This window comes from Psychrobacter sp. AT9 (assembly GCF_047272965.1).
In the GTDB taxonomy this organism is placed as follows: domain Bacteria; phylum Pseudomonadota; class Gammaproteobacteria; order Pseudomonadales; family Moraxellaceae; genus Psychrobacter; species Psychrobacter glaciei.
In genome coordinates this window covers 508,691-529,633 of the sequence record NZ_JBKOTW010000001.1, presented here as the reverse complement: position 1 = coordinate 529,633, position 20,943 = coordinate 508,691, and the positions used below count along the sequence as shown (strand labels likewise).

Below are 20,943 nucleotides of genomic sequence, written 5' to 3'. Positions count from 1 at the left end.
TCTTATTTTTTCGCTTTGTGGACATGCTCTTCATATATCTCAATCGCTTCTGTTGTGTCTTCAAAGACGTGTGCTGTTTGATCCATTAGCACAATACCAATATCGCAATTACGCTTAATATCGCCGATGTTATGCGATACTATTAAAAACCCTGCTTGTGCACGTCTCGCTGCCAAAATCTCTTCACTACGCTTACGAAAAGCCGCATCACCGACGGCACCTGCTTCATCAAGCATATAATAATCAAAATCGAAGGCCAAGCTTAAGCCAAACGTCAAGCGCGCTTTCATACCTGATGAGTAGCTCTTAACCGGCATATCAAAATAATTGCCAATATCTGCGAACTCTTCAACGAAACGAATCTTTTCATCAATATAAGGACCACTAGAATAAAGACGACAGACGAAACGAACATTTTGACGACCCGTCAAGCTGCCTTGGAAACCACCGGCTACCCCCACTGGCCAAGAAATAGTGGAATCAGTAATGATTTCACCATGATCCGGCTTATCCAGTCCGCAAATAATACGTAATAAAGTTGACTTCCCCGCGCCATTACGACCAAGTAAACCGACACTTTGTTTATCACCAATAGTCAGATTCAAATCTTTAAACAGATAGTGCCGACCCTGCTTGGTCATAAAAGACTTAGAAACATTTCTAATTTCAATCATTCACTTACCTGCCGTTATTTAGAACGTATTAAGTCTCTTTCTACCGCTTTATACATGAGTAGACCTAAGAAATTTACTGCAACTGTCCACTTTAAAAAATACATTATATCAATATGATAAGCTGGATAATTAGGTGCTAAAGCGTGTCGTATCAACTCAATATTATGGATAAAAGGATTATATAGTAAATAACTGAAGTATGGCTCTGGAATAATATGAATGGGATAAATGATACCTGAAGCAAAATACAATATGGTAAAGAGAATCGAAATTACTTTGGTAATTTCACCGCCATAATAACCTACAATCATCATGATTAGAGCAACACCGAAGCTGAACATAAACAGCGTTATCCAGCAAAATAATACAATGTGTAGATTTCCCAAACTGGCATAATCATTAAAAAATGCCAAGCCAATCAATAATATAATAAATGTTATAAAATAAATAATAAGCTCTAAAGCTGATCTGGCAATAATGACGTCAATATGCCGTATTGAACGGTACATCAAAAGTCCTTGATTGGCCTCAACAGCCCCTAGTGCTCTAGTCGCAATAGTCTGAAACATACGAAAAGGAACCATTCCACCAACCAAAAACAATGGAAAGCTCATTCCTGGTAATGCGCGCTCGATAATTACACCAAAGATCACTAGAAATATGAGCATTTGAAAAATGATTTCTAATGGCGCCCAGAGATAGCCCAAGCGATAACCACCAAAGCGAGTTTGCAGCTCACGCATCAATAATGCATGAAATGCGGCACCCATGACTTTGAGGCCACTACGATGCTTAATTGGACGATAAGGAGGTAATTGTACAGACATGGCGTTACAGGACTTTACCGAAAACAGCCCCTATGATAAGTAAGCGCGACATAAGTTACAACAATTAATCTGTGTCTAGACAGATAAACCTATGATTTAGCAAGAAAACAGTAAGTAAATATAATTAAGCATTCTATTTACATTCCTGCAAAATATAGCTTTTACTGATTTATTTTAGGCAAAAAAAAACCAATCACAAAGGATTGGCTTTTTTAATGTTACTAGTCTTACTATAAATGGTGGCGATGAAGAGACTTGAACTCTTGACCTCACGATTATGAGTCATGCGCTCTAACCAGCTGAGCTACATCGCCATTTTAGGCTCGGTATTATGCCCAAGTTGACTAACCTCGTCAACCCCCAAAAGGCATTTTTTCGAAAAAACATGGCATTTTCTGCAAATAAATACTCACCAACATACAGTAAGCATTTTATAAATACAATTTCAGCCATTAAAAAGGTTTGGTAAACCGATAAGCCGGGTTCTGTCGTGGACAATCATTCCTCTAGGCGTACAATCGCTCGTACGCTCAAGCAACCTACCCGCATCGAACGCGGGCCGCGCCATGCCGATGCCTATTTGGTCTTGCTACGCGTGGAGTTTACCATGCCGTGAACTGTTGCCAGCCACGCGGTGCGCTCTTACCGCACCCTTTCACCCTTACCGATGACATGAATATCTTGCGATACCCATATAAGCCAAAGGCGGTCTACTCTCTGCTGCACTGGTCGTCAAGTTACCCTGCCCAGCCGTTAGCTGGCACGCTGCCCTATGTAGCCCGGACTTTCCTCCCCTGCTCATCTGTTGCCAGTGTGCAGCGGCGATTGCCTAGTCTACCAAGCGCGCTAGTATAGCAAATCTAATCGCCGTCTAGGAATATCTTTTACGCTTATTTGCATTCACAAAGATATTATTCATAAACCACTTAAATAAAGTCCTTTGGCAAAGACCATTTCTGATGCTTTAACGGTGTTTTAGTATCAGACATTGCATGGTTTTCTAAGTGGGGTAACTGTAGCCAGTGTGTCTTTGGATAATATTGCTGTAGATGGTTCTGTAAAAACTCAATTGTGCTATCAGCTATCTCGGCGTCAGTATTATCGGTATCATCATGGATATGATTATAGACAACAGTATGAACCTGTAAGCCGCGCTGGGTGATAGCTTCGAGACTAAGCAAGGTATGATTAATGCTACCCAAGCGACCTGATGTGACCAAAATAATCGGATAGCCTTGAGTAGCAATGTAGTCTAAGACAAATAACTGCTCAGTAATGGGCACTAGTAGCCCGCCTGCGCCTTCTAATAACACTACTTCATAATCAGCTTGCAAGCTTTTTGTAGCGCTCGTAATAACCTCAGGATCGAGTGTTTGTTTGGATAGTCGACTCGCAAGATGCGGTGAAGCAGGCTTTTGATAACGATAAGGACAAGTAGTAAAATCCAAATCACACGGCTGTAGCGGTATGTCCATTAACGCGCGGTGCGTGATAATATCATCAGCAATACCCATTTCATCGGTCATTGGATTGACACTAACGCCCGTTTGGACCAGTTTTTGAGTGATAACATTTGTGCCTTGCTGCATTAAGGCTTTTGCAAGCATACCTGTGGCATAGGTTTTGCCAATATCGGTATCGATACCAGAGATAAATAGCACGTTCATAGCAGAACTCTATCGGTCGTAGAAATTTGACCCAAGTAAGCAGTGACGACGGTTAGTAATGACTGGCATAACGTTACCAGCTCATCATCAGTGATGATGTAAGGCGGCATAATATAGACCAACTTACCAAAGGGTCTGACCCAAATACCATTTTCAATCAGCAATGTTTGAAAGGTCGGCATATCAACGGCTTCTTGCAGCTCAATTACTGCTATGGCACCCAAACAACGCACCTCAGCAACGCCATTTAAACTCGCAGCTGGAGCAAGTTGCTGTTCCATGACAGATTGCATATTGGCTGTACGCGCTTCAATATCATAGGACAGTATTAAGTCAATGGACGCGCACGCCACTGCACATGCCAACGGATTACCCATAAAGGTTGGGCCATGCATCAGAGCTGGATAATCGCTTTGGCTAATGGTATCAGCAATATGGCGAGTACATAAAGTCGCGGCAAAGGTCATATAGCCGCCAGTCAAGGCTTTACCAATCGTCATGATATCAGGGCTAATATCGGCATGCTCGCAAGCAAACAGCTTGCCACTACGGCCAAAACCAGTGGCGATTTCATCAGCAATCAATAGTACATCATGTTCATCGCACAGTTGACGTAATAGTTGCAGATATTCAGGACTATAAAAACGCATGCCACCAGCGCCTTGGATAATTGGCTCGATAATAAAGCCTGCCAGCTTATCGCTATGCTCATCAAAAAATGCTGTCAGTGCGGTGCGTTCTTCTTCCACTAAAACACGCTCAAACCCTAATGGCGGGGCAGGAACGAAGTGCTGCATCGGTAATTGTTTGCCATACAAGCTGTGCATACCATTAATAGGGTCGCAAACACTCATCGCGTGCCACGTGTCGCCATAATAGCCAGAGTGCGTTGAAGCAAACTGGCATTTCTGTGGACGCTTGGCGGCAATCTGATATTGCAATGCCATCTTAAGCGCAACTTCTACCGCAATACTGCCGCTGTCTGAATAAAAAATAGCCTTTAAACCAGTAGGCACAATATCGAGCAGCTTTTTGCCTAAATCTATCGCTGGCTGGTGCGTCAAACCACCAAACATGACATGCGCCATTTTGCCTAACTGCTCAATCATCGCCGCATTCAGTTTGGGATGATTATAACCATGTGCACTCGCCCACCACGACGACATGCCATCGATCAGGCGCGTACCATCTTCAGTAACGATGTAAATACCTTCGGCATGGTCAATCATGATATTAGGATAACTAGGCGGTAAGCTAGCATACGGATGCCAAAGATGTTGCTGGTCAAAATCGCTCGTTATCTGGCTTGCATTTATCGTCATTGCATTGTCCTTAAAGCGCTTTAAATCCAGATGTTATCAATAGTATATGAGTCACTTACTGACCAGTAATGCGTTTGTATTTAGACATCAAATCACTTTCAGTTTCGACATGGTTAGGATCATGAGGAATACAGTCAACCGGACAAATAACCACGCATTGCGGCTCATCGAAATGACCGACGCATTCCGTGCATAAATCAGGATCAATGACATAGATATCATCGCCTTCTGAGATGGCTTCGTTTGGGCAGGCAGGCTCGCACACATCACAATTGATGCATTCATCAGTAATTAATAGCGCCATAAACTGCTCCTTATTGTTTATTACTAGCTTATATGCTGTAGCTATGAGCTTATTAAAGGGCTAGCTGTCTTTAATAGCCAGTTTTTTTGTAAAAGCCTGTGCCACACATGGAGGGACGAATTTATTGACATCGCCGCCAAGTCTAGCAATTTCGCGAATCATCGTCGACGAGATAAATGAATAGTTCTGAGAGGGGGTCAAAAACACCGCTTCAAAGTTTTCATCGAGCTCGCGATTCATATTAGCGAGCTGAAACTCATATTCAAAATCCGACATCGCCCGTAGACCACGCAATACCGCAGTGGCGTTTTTTTCACGCATAAAATCTACTAGCAAGCCTTCGAAACCAATGACCGAAACTTGGGGTAAATCTTCAAACACGGTCTCTACTAAAGTGACGCGTTCTTCGAAATTAAACAACGGTTTTTTATGATGTCCTGATGCAACGGCGATGACGACCTCATCAAACAGCTTGGTTGCGCGCTTGACCAAGTCCACATGACCATTGGTAATCGGGTCAAAGGTGCCAGGATATAAAATCTTGGTGTGCAGCTTTGAGGAATTAGAAGTAATAGAGTGGCTCATAACATGGCTAATATAGTCGGTAATATTACGCCATATGCTAGCAAATTTTGCCCGAACTTAATACTTATCTGCTACATTTGTCCTAACAGCTGACTTACATTTTTGTGAGGTGCTTTGCTACAATAGGCGGTTCGACTCATCCGTCTTATCGTTCGAATGTAAGATAATCCAATTAAACGGGTTAGGATGAGGAATTAGTAGGACTGGTCAGATAAGAACACGATACTTTTGAGTGATTCTTATGGAGAAATTATGTCAAAAAAATCAAAAAAACCGGAAAATCAAATTTGTGCGAACAAAAAAGCTCGACACGAGTACTTCATTGAAGAAACGTTTGAGGCAGGATTGTCGTTACAAGGTTGGGAAGTCAAAGCCATTCGCGCGGGCAAAATGACCATTACCGAAGCTTATATCATCTTCCGTAATAACGAGGCTTTCATATTTGGCGCGCATATTCAGCCGCTACTATCCAGCTCAACGCATGTCAGTCCTGATAGTATCCGTACTCGCAAACTGCTGCTCAATCGCCGCGAAATCGAAAAATTGATGGGTGCAGTCAACCAAAAAGGCTATGCCTGCGTGCCATTATCCTGCTATTGGAAAAACTCGCTGGTGAAATGTCAAATTGGCTTAGCATTGGGTAAAAAGCAGCATGACAAACGCAAAACGCTTAAAGATCGTGATTGGGAACGTGATAAGCAACGTGGCTTTAAACAGCATTTAGATTAATGGATGAATGAAAATATTCACTTTAATCTAAGGTAAAAAGGACGGCTCAGTTAATTGAGCCGTCCTTTTTTATCGCTTATTCATATTGTCAATCATAGCTCTTACGCAACTTGTTTTTTGACCGAAAATGATAGGTTTTTACGAGTGCGGCGCAGTTGGCGAATGCCATGAGTGACCAAACAAGCAATACCCAGCCAAATCAAACCATAGCTATAAATCATCGCTGATTCAAACGGGTTGCCCAATACGGTGATGGCCAGTATAAACAATAATGCAGGCTCCAAATAACTCATCATACCGTAGACATTTACCGGCAGCATTTGACTGGCATCCACGTTGGTTTTCATGGCTAACACACTCATGACACCGAGTCCTGCCAGCATCATGATAAAAAATCCAGAGCCGCTAACGAGCATTAAACTACTAGGTGCTATGAAAAACAAATAAGCCAAAGCAAATGGCGCGAATATCGTTAAATCAACCAATAATCCAGTCACTGCACCAATTCCTTGCAGACGACGCAAGATATAATAAATAGGATACGTACCGCAGACCCAAAGCGTTGCCCAAGAGATACTTTGCGTACGGATAATTTCACTGCCGACCCCTAATGCGGCAAAGCCAACCGCCAACCATTGCAAACGGCTCAACTTTTCGCCAAAAAAGACACAGCCAAATATAACCATCATTAGTGGGAATAAGAAATAACCCATCGCGGTTTGTACACCTTGCCCATTCACGGGTGCCCACATAAATAACCAAAACTGACTTAAGAATATCGGCGTTGGTAATAACAACCACACCCATTGCTTCACAGTACCTAGCACTTTTAACTTATCAATATGAACACCTAAGCGCCCACTAATCAGCAAATATCCTATCAGTGCCGCCCACATCGCGAGCATACGCCAGATAAAGACTTGCGTACCTGATAATGGCGCTAAAAAGCTGCTGTAAGCATAAAGTACGCCAAACAACAAATTCGACAGCACGGCTAACGCTACGCCTAACATTAATGTGCGCTGCTGTGCGCTACCTGCTGTCCAAATAGTAGGCAGTGGCAAGCGCGAAACAGTCGTTGCGAGCGTATTTGCAAAGACAGTAGAAAGGATTGAAGTAGACATAAAAGCACCGTACATTTAAATAGATATTAGGAGACCAGCTATTAGCTTTGATTTGTCATGACTAAGCTTTTTTGAGCTCTAGGCTCTGATTGCTAAGCTTTGATTGTTGATCTTGCTTAACAGCATCTATTTTACGAAGTAACGATGAGATATTATTGCTATAACAACCCATTTATAAATAAATCTATCTTTTTGAGCGCTCAAAACTGAATATTTTCTTATTTTTTGATTTATGGTGATAATAATGATAAAAACAGATAATGAAAGCATTTCATAGAAGGGAGAACATAATGAGCCAAATTTTAGATGATATCGATAAAGCGATTTTAAATTTGCTACAGGACGATGCGACCTTGCCATTAAAAACGGTGGCAGAACAAGTGCATGTGTCTATCGCTACTGCCCAGCGCCGTATCCAAGCATTAATCAGCAACGGCGTCATTACCAAGCAAGTCGCTATTGTGGACCCAAACAAGGTGGGTTACGGACTGACTGCCGTGGTGATGATAGAGATGGCGCGATCTAATACCTCGATGCAGCATCGGTTTGAGCGCTTGATGAATACACAGCCACAGGTCATGAGCTGCTATGAAGTGTCAGGTGACGCGGATTTTATGCTGATGGTCAATGCCAAAAATATGAGTGATTATCATCGATTCACGACTGGTTTACTCACTTATGAGAATAATGTGCGCAACTTTAAAAGCCAATTTGTGATGAATTTCACTAAAAGTGGTACAAAGATTTTATTGGATTGACGCTAGCATGATAATTTGTTTGCGATGAATAGAATTCTTATAAAATATTAGAATTGAGCGTTAGAGCGTGTCATGAACTAGCATAGGAACTCATTCATAACGCGCCCTAGCAATAAATCAAAATAGCTTTTCGACCACTGCTTTTGGATGACTTTGTTTGGCAATCTCCGCCACCTGAAATAAAATGTCATCAGCCTCGACGGGCCCTACAATATTGCATAAGCAGACGTAAGCAAGTTGAAGCACATTATTTAAAATATACATATCATGAGGTACTACAGGACGACCGCCATCTAAAAATTGACTAATGTTAAGCGTATGCCCTTTGAAGGTGCGTTCTTTCGAAACAGCTTGGTGCAAGGTCTGAAACAGACTGCGATTATCTGGTGCGGTCAATTGATTGTTAAACGCTTCCATTACCGTATAAAATGCTTGAACCCCTTCAAATTCAGACTTTTGTCCATTAACAGTATTAGCCTCAGTAGCTGCCTCAGTCGATTGATGACTGGCTGCTTGCATCGTACCCCAAAAATCTTTACGGATATCAGACCGATAGGGTTTTAGCTTAGGATAGCGTTTTGTTGCCTCCAAAACGCACTGTTGCATCATTTTTATGGAAACCGTAGGATACTGTCGCCATTGAACCGTGAGAAGCAATACTTCCTCATGATTTAAATATTTTTCCAATACTTTTGCCATCGCGGACACGGTTTTTTCTACTGATTGAGTTTCGATAGTCATCAGTTTTCTCCTATAAATGCCGCTCTGTTAAACTTTTAGAATCAAACATCTGCTTTTGAAACTCGGGATAGCCTATCTCTGCATGCTCGGTATAGTCAAGGCCACGTTGCTCGTGGAGGCGACTGGCTTTTAAGCCGAAAGTCATATCAATGAGTTTATACATCACCAAACCTAAGCCCAAGGCCCAAGCGAGCGCCACACCCACACCTAGGGCTTGCACACCCAAGCGTGATAAGTTGAACAAATCCCCTGAATAGAACAATCCGGCCGCCAGTGTGCCCCATGCCCCGCCAAAGCCATGAACCGCAACTGCTGATACCACATCGTCGATTTTTAGCTTCAATAAAGCTTGGGTCGCTAGGATATAGACCACTGAGGCGATCGCACCAATGATAATGGCGAACACAGGCGTCGTCGTGGCACACCCTGCAGTAATGGATACTAGACCGATTAAACTGGCGTTGACACTATCGCTGAGCAAGATAGCTTTGTTTAGAGCCCTCGATATGATCATATAGCTCACCACAGCACTGACAGCTGCGACGAAAGTATTGACTGCTATCAAACCAATATTGCCAGTAATTGATAATGTCGAACCGGCATTGAACCCGAACCAACCGAACCACAATATAAAGCCGCCAAGAGCCAGTAACGTCATGTTATGTCCTGCTATCAATCTAGGCGTGCCATCAGGTGCAAAACGTCCCAATCTCGGGCCAATGACCAAAATACCAGCCAGCGCCAACCAACCGCCAATAGAATGCACAACGGTAGAACCCGCAAAATCAATAAAACCAAGCTCGGTAAGCCAGCCTGTACCACCAAAATAACCACCCCAAACCCAACTGGCAAACACCGGATAGATAAGCAGGCAAATAAGACAGGCGGCTACCGCGTACCCAATAAATGACACGCGCTCCGCCATAGCGCCACTAGCAATCGTCACCGCTGTCGCTGCAAACATCATCTGAAAAAACATCAGTGCCCAATCAAGGTTAGACAGCTCTACTGGCATAAAATGATCAGTACCAAAAAACCCAGAGTCATTGGTGCCCATCATTAGTCCAAAACCTACCAAATAAAACGCCAGACCACCAATACACATATCAGTATAGTTTTTCATCATCACATTCACAGCATTCTTCGCCCGTACTGAGCCACTCTCTAGCAAGGCAAATCCTGCCTGCATAAAGAACACCAATACCCCGCCCCATATAATCCAAGCAATGTTTTGATATTCGAGCAATTGCGTCACCGTTAATGTGGCCTCCTCAGCAGCATTGGCACTATTGGTTGCCCCAGCCAGTAAACCGATCATCAACAGGGTCTTGAATAATGACGACTTAAATAAAACAGATATCGCATCCAGCCTAAAAGATAATTTCTTCACACACTTCTCTCCAAACAATTATTCAGCAAATCAACATCTATTAATGCTCTACTCTTGCTAATCCATATAGACAAGTAGGCTCTAATAAAGAGAGAGCAAAACGTATGCCAAAATGCACTTTTCTCGTGAGGGAAATAACACTGCAATACCAAAATAGAAGCCCCCAGTATAAAGACCATCTTTAGACCTACCGTCACCCCTAATACTAAATCTGGATTAGAACTAATCAACTATCCCATCTTGAATCATATTTATGAGAATAATGTGCGCAACTTTAAAAGCCAATTTGTGATGAATTTTACTAAAAGTGGTACAAAGATTTTATTGGATTAATTTGGCTATAAAAACTGCTTGGCTGGTTAATTAAAAGTAGCTAAGTCACGCTCAAACAAGGTACGATACCAACGAAAGTTTGGCAATAAATAATAGATACCACCTCAATAGTCCGTCGGTAGTAGACAAGGAAGCCTTAGCATGATTAAAAACACCCGTGCCGTTAAAAAAGAAGAAAGCAATAATCCAGTATTAAAAGCATTAAGCTTCAAAACAGTGATAACAGGGGTGTCACTTGCGGCATTGCTCGTCACCTCAGGCTGTGCCACTAGCTCATTATTAGACAGTGGCAATCGAGTCAACACCACAACGACTAAGAGTGTGTTGTCTGAAGATCAAATTGTGGCTTTTGGTCGTCCTGCACAGGCATTGCCAAAAACGCCAAATGCGACCATGGTAATCGTCGGTGAAAAGAACAGCTATGTGCTGACCCAAGGCGGGACGGAAATGGTCAATTTACTCACCAATCTGACGCCAAAGAACATCCAAGTCGATAATGACATGAGCTTTTCTGTGCCCAATAATGACGGCTATTTTCAGGGAGAAATGAAGCTTTCTTATGCCAAACTAAAAGATGAGTTTAAACGTTCTGACTACCAGTTCTTTTTGCAAAATAATGGTAAAGAGTGCACCTCAGCAAGCGATCAACGTATCAATGCTCAGCGCTTTTGCTTTAGCGTTCCTGTCAAAGGCGCTATCTATCCGCAGGTCAGTAATTTAAGCCTGATACAGTCGAACTATCGCGCCTTAACCAAGCCTTATATGGTTAGCTTTCATACAGAAACACAGCAAGACCAAGTCATTCGTAGTGGCGCAAATACGGCGCAAAAATTGGTCTTATTACCCTTTGCCCTAGCCTTTGATGTTGTGACTTTTCCACTGCAATTGTTAGACAATTAAAGAACTTGTCAGCCAATGCATTGATCACCTCCTGACTCATAATCTAAAGCAAGAATGGCTCTGCATTTCCCAAAACCATTCTTGTTGATAGGCTGATAGATTGTCTTACACTATCAATAACTTATCGTCAATCACCCCTCATAGAATAGGTCGCATAGTGAAGGCGATTCATGTTAAAATGAGCGCTTTTAAATTCGCCTTTATTATCAGTGAGTAATAAGGGACGTATTTTTAGTGCCATTTTCTAATTAACAGGTCCGCCCATGTCTGCCGATACCATTGCCCGCACTGCCTTTAAGCAAGGCACCAAGCCACTTTATGATTATGACAAACATTGGGCGAGCTGCTACGAGCCTGCGCCTTATCTGCCGATGAGCCGTAAAGAGATGGACGATCTGGGCTGGGATGCTTGTGACGTCATCATCATCTCAGGCGATGCCTACGTCGATCATCCAAGCTTTGGTATGGCGATTATCGGTCGTCTATTAGAGTCGCAAGGCTTTCGTGTCGGTATCATCGCTCAGCCAGATTGGAAGAGCAAAGACGCCTTTATGGAACTGGGTAAGCCTGTCTATGCTTATGGCGTGACGGCGGGCAACATGGACAGCATGATCAACCGCTATACGGCAGATCGCAAAATCCGTAGTGATGATGCTTACTCACCAGGTAATGTCGCTAATAAACGTCCCGACCGTGCTGCTATCGTTTATAGCCAGCGCTGCCGTGAAGCCTATCCTGATGTGCCAATTATCCTAGGCGGTATTGAAGGCAGCTTACGCCGTATCGCGCATTATGACTATTGGTCAGATAAAGTCCGTCGTAGTATCTTGCTGGATGCCCGTGCTGACGTCTTATTGTATGGTAATGCTGAACGCGCTATCGTCGATGTGGTGCATGGCTTATCAAAAGGCTATAGCTTTGAGCAAATGAGTAAATTGCGTGGTACGTCATATCTATTGACGCCAACACGCCGCCATTGGCAAGCTGGCATGACCGAAGTTGCCAGTAATGATGTCGATACCGTCGGCCGTGTCGATCCTATTATTAATCCATATGTGATGACTGAAGATATCGATAGCTGCTCAATCGAACAAGACAAACCAAGCGACTCACCCGTTGGGCAAGCCATGTCATCTATGTCGTCACAATATAAAGGCTTTGTCGCAGAACCTGTCACCAATAGAGTCATCAACGCTGAACAAGTCGATGAAGAAACGCAAGTGGTACAACTGCGTGGCTTTAATAAGCCCATGACGGCGCGTAAACATAAACTCAAAATGCCACCACGTGAGCAAACGGTGATTCGACTGCCTGATTATGAGCACGTCAAATCTGACCCTGTGCTTTATGCCCATGCCAGCCGTATTTTGCATCTGGAAACAAATCCAGGGAACGCTCGTGCGCTGGTACAGCGTCATAGCAGCGGTGCTGGTAATTCGCATACTTCGATTGACGTTTGGCTGAATCCACCACCGATTCCACTCTCAACCGAAGAGATGGATTACGTGTTTGATTTGCCGTATGCCCGCCTGCCACATCCAAGCTATGGCGATGCGCGCATCCCTGCTTATGACATGATTAAGTTTTCGGTCAATATTATGCGCGGCTGTTTTGGTGGTTGTACATTCTGCTCGATTACTGAGCACGAAGGCCGCATTATTCAAAGCCGCTCAGAAGACTCTATCTTGCGCGAAGTGGAAGCGATTCGTGATACTGCACCCAACTTTACTGGCGTGATATCTGATCTTGGTGGCCCAACGGCTAATATGTATCGTCTCAGCTGTAAAGATGAGACGATTGAAAAGAACTGCCGCAAGCCTTCTTGCGTCTATCCTGATGTCTGCGAAAACTTGATTACCGATCACAGTAATTTAACCAAGCTGTATCGCAAAGCGCGTGATATCAAAGGCGTGAAAAAAATCCTTATTGCCTCAGGTCTGCGTTATGACTTGGCAGTGAAAGACCCTGAATACGTCAAAGAATTGGTCAGTCATCATGTCGGTGGTTATCTAAAAATCGCGCCTGAGCATTCTGAAGAAGGCGTGCTATCGAAGATGATGAAGCCGGGCATGGGCAGCTATGATAAATTCAAAGCCATGTTTGAGCAGTACAGTCAAGAAGCAGGTAAAGAGCAATATCTGATTCCTTACTTTATTGCCGCGCATCCGGGCACGAAAGATGAAGATATGATGAACCTTGCGCTTTGGCTAAAAAGTCATGGCTACCGTGCTGACCAAGTGCAGGCATTTTATCCAAGCCCGATGGCGACAGCGACCACTATGTATCACACCCATAAAGATCCGCTACATAAGGTCAGTCGTGATGAAGGTGACATGGATATCGTCAAATCTGGCAAGCAGCGTAAATTGCACAAAGCCTTTTTGCGCTTCCATGACCCAAAAAACTGGGTGATGTTGCGTAAAGCATTGCAAGATATGGGTCGTAGCGATTTGATTGGTAAAAATCGTGGTTGCTTGATTCCACCATTTAACGCCAGCTTAGAAGGTCGCGATGCCGCACAAGACAGTTACCAATCGGCGCGCAAAAAGAACAGCCGCTTAGGTAATGATTCGGTGAAGCGCAGCAATGGCTCAATCAATAACAATGTCGTTAGTAAGAATACCAAAAAGAAAGTGAGCAAAGGTAATTTCCAGACACAGCATACGGGTCTGCCGCCACGCAAAACTAAGTAATTAATTCCGCTGACCAAACTTATAAACTAAGATTGGTCAGCGACAGCTTAGGTATCCTTATCAATAAAAATCGCCCACCGGCTCTCAAGCTGGTGGGCGATTTTTATTGATAAGGCAACTGTGAGTATCTATATTCAGTGAAAAAGTCAGTGAAAAGTAATATCGACACATGACGCACTGGTGATATCAATTTTGCTTGCTTGCTTGCTGTGCCTGTGCCTGTGCAGACAAAGGCTACAAAAAATTAATATCAGCAGCATCGTATTGTTTTTGGGGTATTTTGACTATGGGGCGTCCCCTAAATGAATTATTATCCGAATAACGTCCCCCTTAAATTAGAAATTACATTAGTCATCGGTTAAGTAAGAAAGCTAATAGGTAACAAACAATTTCTAACATCGCTCTGACTATATTTTCGCTACTATGGCGCCATATGCTTAACGCATTATTAAGAACAGTTAAATGAATCAAGTTAATACTTTGGAGAAAACGATGAAAACGATAACTCAAATTGTAACCGCCCTACCAGCCCTTGCCCTACTGAGTGCTTGCGCCACTACCGCACCGACTACCCCAGATGCCACTGATACACCTGTTCCAGAAAAAGTGACAGCCGCTTATGATCGTATGGCACCAGCGCCTTATACTTGTACTGATGACAGCAAAATCATGGCAAAGCAGTCTATTAATAAAAAACAAGTGATGCTAAACGCGACATTGCCTAAAGCAAATTGGGCAGATCAACCAATCATATTAAATGGTGAGGTAAAAGGCGATGTAGCAAGTTACGTCAATGAATCAAACCCAGAAGCTGTCTATGCATGGCACATGAAAGGCGACAAAGGTATTTTTGCCATCAAATGGGCAAATGGTAAAGAATACCAAGTAAACTGCCAAATATAATCAGTAGCCACAAGCAAAAGCTATCACAAGTAGTAAACAAAAAAACAGTCATCCTATGGTGGCTGTTTTTTTTGTGCGCATTTTTTAAGAATATGCCGGTTACTTCGATATTTTCATATTCAATATTTTTACAACAAGCGCTCGTTTGCTGCATTTCGCTAGAGAACCATACAGAAAGCTGTCAAACTAGGGCATATTAATCATGACCAATAATAAAGAGGATAACTCGATGGCTAAGCGTCTGATAAGTATGATGGCAATTGCAAGTATATGGGCGCTGACAGGCTGCAATAACGCTGCCGATTCTGTTGATGCGACCGACCAAACCCCTGAGGCAGCAGCAACAGAAGCAAACTTATCGACGCCAAAAGGCGAATCAGCAGTCGGTACGATAGACTGGTCATTGGTAGACAGTGGTGAAAAGCCTGCTGACCCCACCAATTATCAGTATCCGTTTGCGCTCGATAGTCAAAACGTCCGTGATTATGCGGATTACTTCAAAGTGGATGCTGCCACCGCTCAACACAACCTCACAATAAGTATGGCAAGTAATGAGGCAGTATCGAAAGCCTTGGATCAGCTGAGTGAGACCTATGTCTCACACGAGGTAACCGATGGCAATGAGATGACGCTTATCATTCATACCACGCCCGATGTCGCTGCCAGCAGCTACGATTATGTGCTGTCTGATGACTTTGCTAAAGGGTTGGTATTACCGATTGAGATTAAACCTGATGGTAAGAAAAGTGAAGCGAAGGCGCATGGTGAGGTGGCGGAGTAAGATTACTTAGCTAGTAAAATACAATCGTCATTTTAAGAGATCTTATAGTCTTAATCTATCTTGACTGAAATATTAAAAGGCTTCCATATCGAACAATGACGTTAAGAGGTCTATTGATCGTTTTAATAATGCTCATTCTTGTGTTGTTTTCGTACAATTGGTATTGTGTACCCACACCGCATCATGCCCGACAAAATAAGTATGATGATTCGCGACTTCTATATTATAGACATGATCCTCATAAGAGTTAGGGCAAGCGTCATAGTAATTCTCCATTTGCTCATGGATACTTTCCTCTGTTAAACCTTTTGCATTACCATATTTTTTAATTCCACGTACATTATTCTTATATATGAATTCGTCGGAAATCTTATTTTCTCTTATTACCTTGCCATTAAACATCAAAGGCGCGTTTACATATTCAATATAACTTTCTACTGAATGAGTATAAGAAACATTATCCTGTAATAGACGAATGTTCAAAGCCTTATATAGCTCTGGGTCAACTAAGAACGGTGCTTTTTGATTGATCAGCAACTTGGCATCAGAGGTTTTCCAATTAAGTGTTTTAATTTCTTCTTTGAACGCTTCTTCTGTATTGGCTAAACTAACAAACTCGTAGCCATCATCCGTAAATCTCACAAACTGAACCAGACCGTTTGTCTCCCATAAGTCATGTTCCTCAATACTTTGAGTATACGCTGTACCTTCAGGGAAGTTCGGTAAGGTGCGTACAGGGATAAACGAATAGTCATCAAGTGCAATCGTATCACCATGAGCAGACGTTAGATATCCAGCTGGTAAACGCTCCGCCGATAGCCATTCACCTTCCGTATCGTCAGGCTGGCGAGTTACCCAAAATGGGTGGTTACTGGTACATAAGATATAGTTTCTACCTTTTTCACCTTGCTTGGCTACCGTTTCGTTAAAGTATTCAACTTTAAAGATTCTTTCCTTTTTCGGGGATGTAAACGTACTTATGACAGGCTTATATTCTATGTCACCAATGCCACTTTCAGGTTTAGAGAGTACAGGCTTTGATAAAATTAAGTCGCCAACTTTAATATCTTGAATCGGTACTAACCCTTTATCCGTATGTACCAATGTACCTGCGACAAACCCCGAATTGGTCATTAGCTTTCCTTTTACTGTTTTTATTATTTATAGGACTGGTTGACCACGTTGGTGTTATGTACCCATAAATCCCAGACGTAGTAAGTATGAAAGTCTTCTACCTCTAAGTTATAAACGGATGTGGTGTAAACCTCCTGTAAGACTTCAATAGGCTCACAGCCTTCAACAATCAATGGACTGGGCGCATCTTCTCCACCTAAAAATTCTTTTACATAGCCATCGTCACCATATCTAGGAAAATTATAATAATCAACATCATCAATTCCTTGGCCTTTCTTATCAGCATCTAGGATATTTCGAATTGAAGACTGTGCGGCCACACTATCTACACTAGTTGAAAAAACTGGAGATACTTCAAATATCACACATAATGATCCATTCTTTTTGGAATGAATGATTTGTCCATACTCAAGGTGGTCAAGACGTGTCCAACCTATTCCTTCCACCCAAAATGGATGGTTTGGTGTAGCTTTAATTGTGGTAAATTTATCCTTTCTGGCCATCTGCTTTAATTTACTTAAGGTCAGTCTACTAAGGTCAGTATTACATTTTATTTCCACATAAGTTAATTGCCACAATTCCTTATCCTCATGAGTCATAGTACGAATCACAGGTTTGAATACTAGCTCACCATCTCCAGATTCTGGTTTGGATAAGACTCTATCTCCTACCTTAATTTGCTCAATCGGTACAATCCCTTTGTCTGTCGTTATACGAGTCCCTGCGACAAACCCTGAATTGGTCATTAGCTTTCCTTTTACTGTTTTTATTATTTATGGGACTGGTTGACCACGTTGGTGTTATGTACCCATAGTCCTGCGTGACCAATGAAGTAGGTATGAAAATCTTTTAGTTCAATATTATATACTTTAGTATTAAAAAAATTATTACTTGTATTGACATCTAAAGTATCGAACTCTTTGATAGTTTCTTCAGGAATTGAGTTTTTTCCATAATTTATATCATAAAGGTCGCCCCACTCTTCTATTTTATGACATTGCAACTCATTTGAAGTAGAAAATATTATTGCATCAATATCAGGTCTAATATCACTTTGTGTGCAGTGTCCAAATTTGTTTAAAGGTAATGAGATAGCTATATTAGCCAAGTATGTACTAGATACTTCTATTTCAAATATTGGATAAACAGATACAACAGTATAATCTTTACTTGAGTCAAATGAAGATAATACTGTTTCGTAATCTTTTAAGTCCCTAACTGTTATCCACTCTTCTCTTTTCTCGATCCAAACATGATGACTCTTAGAAACAAATATTGCCTTAGCTTTAATTTTCTCTCCATCTATATATTCTTCGTCATTATCTATGTAAACAACTCTATATATTGCACTTTTACCTGAACAAAATGATCTAATCACGCGTTTGTATTCAGTTGGCGCATTCTTGTCACCCCATTCAGGACGTGAAAGTACCATATCACCAACTTTAATATCCTGAATTGGTACTAACCCTTTATCCGTATGAACGAGCGTTCCCGCGACAAATCCTTTGTTGTTCATTATTTTTCCTTTTTTTTATTTTTGATGCGTTTTTACATCGCAATTAGTGTTATGTACCCAAACGCCTTTTTTTCCTACAAAATAATTATGGGTATCTGCAACCTCAAGGTTATAGACATAATCAGTAAAGGTACTAGTTATCAAATCACGCTTTTGAAATAAGATGGTTTAATGGTAAGCAAGGCGCTCCCTATCGCTCATATTTCGGCTGATACAATGTTTTGCTATTTCTCAAGGGACAAGCGCCGTGTAAATCATAAAGAAAAATGGTCTATGATCTGTGTATTTCTTGGCTTTAAAAGCGCGAAATACTGAGGCCATGCTTTTCCGTTTCTGTCTTTTTCCTCTTTTAATGACAAGGACTTGCCCTACTCCCTAACCAACACCAAGAACTCTTCCTCACCCACAATTTTGACGCCTAGCTTTTCTGCTTTGGTCAGCTTAGAGCCAGCCTTATCCCCTGCCAGTAGCGCGGTGGTTTTTGCCGAGATGCTGCCTGATACTTTTGCACCCAGTGCTTGCAGTTTGGCTTTGGCTTCATCACGTGCCATTTTTTCAAGCGCACCCGTAATGACCCACGTCTGCCCATCAAGTGGTAAGTCTCCAGCAGCTTTTTGCTCGATCTTATCCCAATGCACACCTGCTTCAAGCAGCGAATTGATCACTTCGATATTGTGTGGCGCACGGAAAAACTCGTAAGCCAGTTCGGCAGTGATGGTGCCGACGTCAGGGGTTTTAATCAGGGTTTCGATACTAGCTGCCATCAGGCTATCGAGGTCACCAAATTGCTGTGCAAAGTTTTGCGCTGTGCCCTCACCCACACCGCGAATACCAAGTGCATAAATAAAGCGAGCCAGTGTTGTGTGCTTGCTGGCTTCGATAGCGCTAATGATGTTTTGTACGGATTTTTCGCCCAATTTTTCTAGCGTGACGAGCTCGTCTGTATGATTGTGCAATTGATAAATGTCTGCCACCGTCTTGACCAATCCATGCTCAAAGAAGCTAATGAGCCAACTCGCGCCAAGCCCATCGATATCCATCGCACGACGCGAGACAAAGTGAATCAACGCTTCTTGCTGCTGCGCGGGACAAAATAGACCGCCCGTACAACGTGCCAATGCTTCATCTTTTGGCAGGACGACAGGAGAGTCGCAGACAGGACAGGTAGACGGCAGCGTCACTGGCTTTGAGTCTGCTGAGCGCTGGTCATGCCAAACGCGGGTGACTTTAGGAATGACATCCCCTGCCCGATGGACGCTGACCATATCGCCTGCACGCACGTCTAAGCGCTGAATCTCACCAAAGTTATGTAAGGTGACATTACTAACCGTGACGCCGCCGACTTTGACGGGTTCGAGCTTACCCACTGGGGTAATCGCGCCGGTGCGTCCGACTTGCCATTCGATATCGTTTAGACGTGTCATCACCGTTTCGGCAGGGAATTTATAAGCGGTGGCCCAGCGCGGCTCACGCGATAAAAAACCAAGCTGCTGCTGCAATGATAGGTTATTTACCTTAATCACCATGCCATCGATTTCAAACGGCAAATCGGCACGAGCTTCAATCACTGACTCATAATACGTCTGTGCCGCGCGTGGATTTGCGACTACTTCTACGGCACTGACGGTAAAGCCAATGGTTTTTAGCCACGCCAAGCCTGCTGATTGGGTTTCGATGGTTTCAGGCAATCCCTGATTGATGGAGTAAGCATAGAATGCCAGTGGGCGACTGGCTGCCACACTAGGATCGAGCTGACGCAGACTACCCGCAGCAGCATTACGTGGATTGGCAAAGGTTTTATTTTCGCTCTCTTCTGCTAAACGATTGAGACGCTCAAACCCTGCCTTTGGCATCAGTACTTCACCGCGCACTTCTAGCAGCTCAATATCAGCAGCATCCGCAAGCCAAAGTGGCAAGTTGCGAATGGTCTTGGTATTTTGGGTAATATCTTCGCCCGTTTGCCCATCACCACGCGTGACAGCTTGTACAAATTTGCCATGCTCATATTTTAGCGACACGGCCAATCCATCAAGCTTTAGCTCCATTTCATACTCAGGATTTTTTTGCGCGTCATTTAGACGGTCATTGACACGGCGCATAAAGGTATGTAATTCGTCATAGTCAAAGACGTTGCCCAGTGACAGCATGGGGATGTCATGAGTGACTTGGGTAAAGGCAGATAGCGGCATGTCACCGACTTGATTAATCGGACTATCAGGCTGTACCAACTCAGGATGCGACTCTTCTAACGTGACCAAGGAACGACGCAACTGATCGTATTCGCTGTCTTCTAAGATGGGATTGTCGAGCACATAATAGGCATAATTGTGCTGCTTAAGAGCATCGATAAACGTGCGCATTTGGATGACGATAGTATCGCCAGTATCATGAGCCGCATTTTTATTGGTTTCAGCTTGAGCAGCGGTCGGTAAGATAGGGTCAGTCATAGTCGGCGTCTTTTTTGCAATTCAAGATGTCGATATAATAACAAGTTTGTGAGAGACTCGGTATAGTCAATCCCATATAAATCAGATACTGTGTCAGGCTCGCTCAGTCTAC

Annotated in this window: 20 protein-coding genes, 1 tRNA gene and 1 other RNA gene; 6 read left to right on the top strand and 16 right to left on the bottom strand. The window is 42.9% G+C overall.

Going from position 1 to position 20,943, the window contains the following annotated elements; genetic code table 11:
* Nucleotides 1-2: 2 nt before the first annotated feature.
* From ACMFL8_RS02215 to coaD, 8 genes are all read right to left on the bottom strand, one after another.
* The gene (locus ACMFL8_RS02215) at nt 3-674 is read right to left on the bottom strand and encodes an ABC transporter ATP-binding protein (protein ID WP_413189978.1); all 672 of its coding nucleotides are present in this window, start codon (nt 672-674) and stop codon (nt 3-5) included.
* A gap of 14 nt (nt 675-688) precedes the next feature.
* The gene (locus tag ACMFL8_RS02210) at nt 689-1,501 is read right to left on the bottom strand and encodes an ABC transporter permease (protein WP_194620823.1); all 813 of its coding nucleotides are present in this window, start codon (nt 1,499-1,501) and stop codon (nt 689-691) included.
* Nucleotides 1,502-1,738: 237 nt separating this feature from the next.
* Nucleotides 1,739-1,815: transfer RNA gene (locus ACMFL8_RS02205), tRNA-Met, on the bottom strand.
* 144 nt (nt 1,816-1,959) lie between these two features.
* Nucleotides 1,960-2,342, bottom strand: an RNA gene (gene rnpB / locus ACMFL8_RS02200) — RNase P RNA component class A.
* Nucleotides 2,343-2,427: 85 nt separating this feature from the next.
* Nucleotides 2,428-3,168: a dethiobiotin synthase gene (gene bioD, locus ACMFL8_RS02195; protein WP_413189977.1), complete on the bottom strand. Its 741-nt coding sequence runs from the start codon at nt 3,166-3,168 to the stop codon at nt 2,428-2,430.
* A complete protein-coding gene (gene bioA, locus ACMFL8_RS02190) occupies nt 3,165-4,490 on the bottom strand; it encodes an adenosylmethionine--8-amino-7-oxononanoate transaminase (protein WP_413189976.1) in 1,326 nt (441 codons plus the stop codon). Before bioA ends, bioD begins: the two co-directional genes overlap by 4 nt.
* Before the next feature lie 55 nt (nt 4,491-4,545).
* Nucleotides 4,546-4,794, bottom strand: coding sequence for a YfhL family 4Fe-4S dicluster ferredoxin (locus tag ACMFL8_RS02185; RefSeq protein ID WP_025651626.1), 249 nt, complete (start codon nt 4,792-4,794; stop codon nt 4,546-4,548).
* 60 nt (nt 4,795-4,854) lie between these two features.
* Nucleotides 4,855-5,379 (bottom strand): pantetheine-phosphate adenylyltransferase, encoded by a 525-nt coding sequence (gene coaD, locus ACMFL8_RS02180; protein ID WP_010201795.1) that lies wholly within the window; start codon nt 5,377-5,379, stop codon nt 4,855-4,857.
* A gap of 252 nt (nt 5,380-5,631) precedes the next feature.
* Here coaD and smpB point away from each other — a divergent pair, with 252 nt between their 5' ends.
* A complete protein-coding gene (gene smpB / locus ACMFL8_RS02175; RefSeq protein ID WP_010201796.1) occupies nt 5,632-6,108 on the top strand; it encodes an SsrA-binding protein SmpB in 477 nt (158 codons plus the stop codon).
* A gap of 101 nt (nt 6,109-6,209) precedes the next feature.
* Here smpB and rarD read toward each other — a convergent pair whose 3' ends face one another.
* A complete protein-coding gene (rarD, locus tag ACMFL8_RS02170; protein ID WP_413189975.1) occupies nt 6,210-7,232 on the bottom strand; it encodes an EamA family transporter RarD in 1,023 nt (340 codons plus the stop codon).
* 290 nt (nt 7,233-7,522) lie between these two features.
* On the opposite strand from rarD, the gene ACMFL8_RS02165 reads away from it, so the two are divergent.
* Nucleotides 7,523-7,990 (top strand): Lrp/AsnC family transcriptional regulator, encoded by a 468-nt coding sequence (locus tag ACMFL8_RS02165; RefSeq protein ID WP_189582755.1) that lies wholly within the window; start codon nt 7,523-7,525, stop codon nt 7,988-7,990.
* A 117-nt stretch (nt 7,991-8,107) separates the two neighbouring features.
* Here the strand turns inward: ACMFL8_RS02165 and ACMFL8_RS02160 are convergent, their stop codons facing one another.
* Together ACMFL8_RS02160 and ACMFL8_RS02155 are read right to left on the bottom strand one after the other, a co-directional pair.
* Nucleotides 8,108-8,731 (bottom strand): hypothetical protein, encoded by a 624-nt coding sequence (locus tag ACMFL8_RS02160; protein ID WP_194620819.1) that lies wholly within the window; start codon nt 8,729-8,731, stop codon nt 8,108-8,110.
* Nucleotides 8,732-8,741: 10 nt separating this feature from the next.
* Complete coding sequence (locus tag ACMFL8_RS02155) at nt 8,742-10,049, bottom strand: ammonium transporter (RefSeq protein WP_194620876.1); 1,308 nt, start codon at nt 10,047-10,049, stop codon at nt 8,742-8,744.
* 546 nt (nt 10,050-10,595) lie between these two features.
* Between ACMFL8_RS02155 and ACMFL8_RS02150 the strand changes: the two genes are divergently transcribed.
* The 4 genes from ACMFL8_RS02150 to ACMFL8_RS02135 all read left to right on the top strand — a co-directional run bounded on the left by ACMFL8_RS02150 (nt 10,596) and on the right by ACMFL8_RS02135 (nt 15,731).
* Complete coding sequence (locus ACMFL8_RS02150; RefSeq protein ID WP_413189974.1) at nt 10,596-11,354, top strand: hypothetical protein; 759 nt, start codon at nt 10,596-10,598, stop codon at nt 11,352-11,354.
* 263 nt (nt 11,355-11,617) lie between these two features.
* Nucleotides 11,618-14,047: a YgiQ family radical SAM protein gene (locus ACMFL8_RS02145; RefSeq protein WP_413189973.1), complete on the top strand. Its 2,430-nt coding sequence runs from the start codon at nt 11,618-11,620 to the stop codon at nt 14,045-14,047.
* A gap of 492 nt (nt 14,048-14,539) precedes the next feature.
* Complete coding sequence (locus ACMFL8_RS02140) at nt 14,540-14,950, top strand: hypothetical protein (RefSeq protein ID WP_413189972.1); 411 nt, start codon at nt 14,540-14,542, stop codon at nt 14,948-14,950.
* Between the two features lie 202 nt (nt 14,951-15,152).
* Complete coding sequence (locus ACMFL8_RS02135) at nt 15,153-15,731, top strand: hypothetical protein (RefSeq protein ID WP_413189971.1); 579 nt, start codon at nt 15,153-15,155, stop codon at nt 15,729-15,731.
* Between the two features lie 132 nt (nt 15,732-15,863).
* On the opposite strand, the gene ACMFL8_RS02130 is transcribed toward ACMFL8_RS02135, so the two are convergent.
* From ACMFL8_RS02130 to ligA, 5 genes are all read right to left on the bottom strand, one after another.
* Nucleotides 15,864-16,865 (bottom strand): hypothetical protein, encoded by a 1,002-nt coding sequence (locus tag ACMFL8_RS02130; RefSeq protein WP_413189970.1) that lies wholly within the window; start codon nt 16,863-16,865, stop codon nt 15,864-15,866.
* A gap of 23 nt (nt 16,866-16,888) precedes the next feature.
* On the bottom strand, nt 16,889-17,611 hold the full coding sequence (locus ACMFL8_RS02125) for a Hint domain-containing protein (protein WP_413189969.1): 723 nt from the start codon (nt 17,609-17,611) through the stop codon (nt 16,889-16,891).
* A 23-nt stretch (nt 17,612-17,634) separates the two neighbouring features.
* Complete coding sequence (locus ACMFL8_RS02120; RefSeq protein WP_413189968.1) at nt 17,635-18,384, bottom strand: hypothetical protein; 750 nt, start codon at nt 18,382-18,384, stop codon at nt 17,635-17,637.
* 15 nt (nt 18,385-18,399) lie between these two features.
* On the bottom strand, nt 18,400-18,528 hold the full coding sequence (locus ACMFL8_RS02115; RefSeq protein WP_413189967.1) for a hypothetical protein: 129 nt from the start codon (nt 18,526-18,528) through the stop codon (nt 18,400-18,402).
* A 224-nt stretch (nt 18,529-18,752) separates the two neighbouring features.
* The gene (gene ligA, locus ACMFL8_RS02110) at nt 18,753-20,831 is read right to left on the bottom strand and encodes an NAD-dependent DNA ligase LigA (RefSeq protein WP_413189966.1); all 2,079 of its coding nucleotides are present in this window, start codon (nt 20,829-20,831) and stop codon (nt 18,753-18,755) included.
* Nucleotides 20,832-20,943 lie beyond the last annotated feature (112 nt).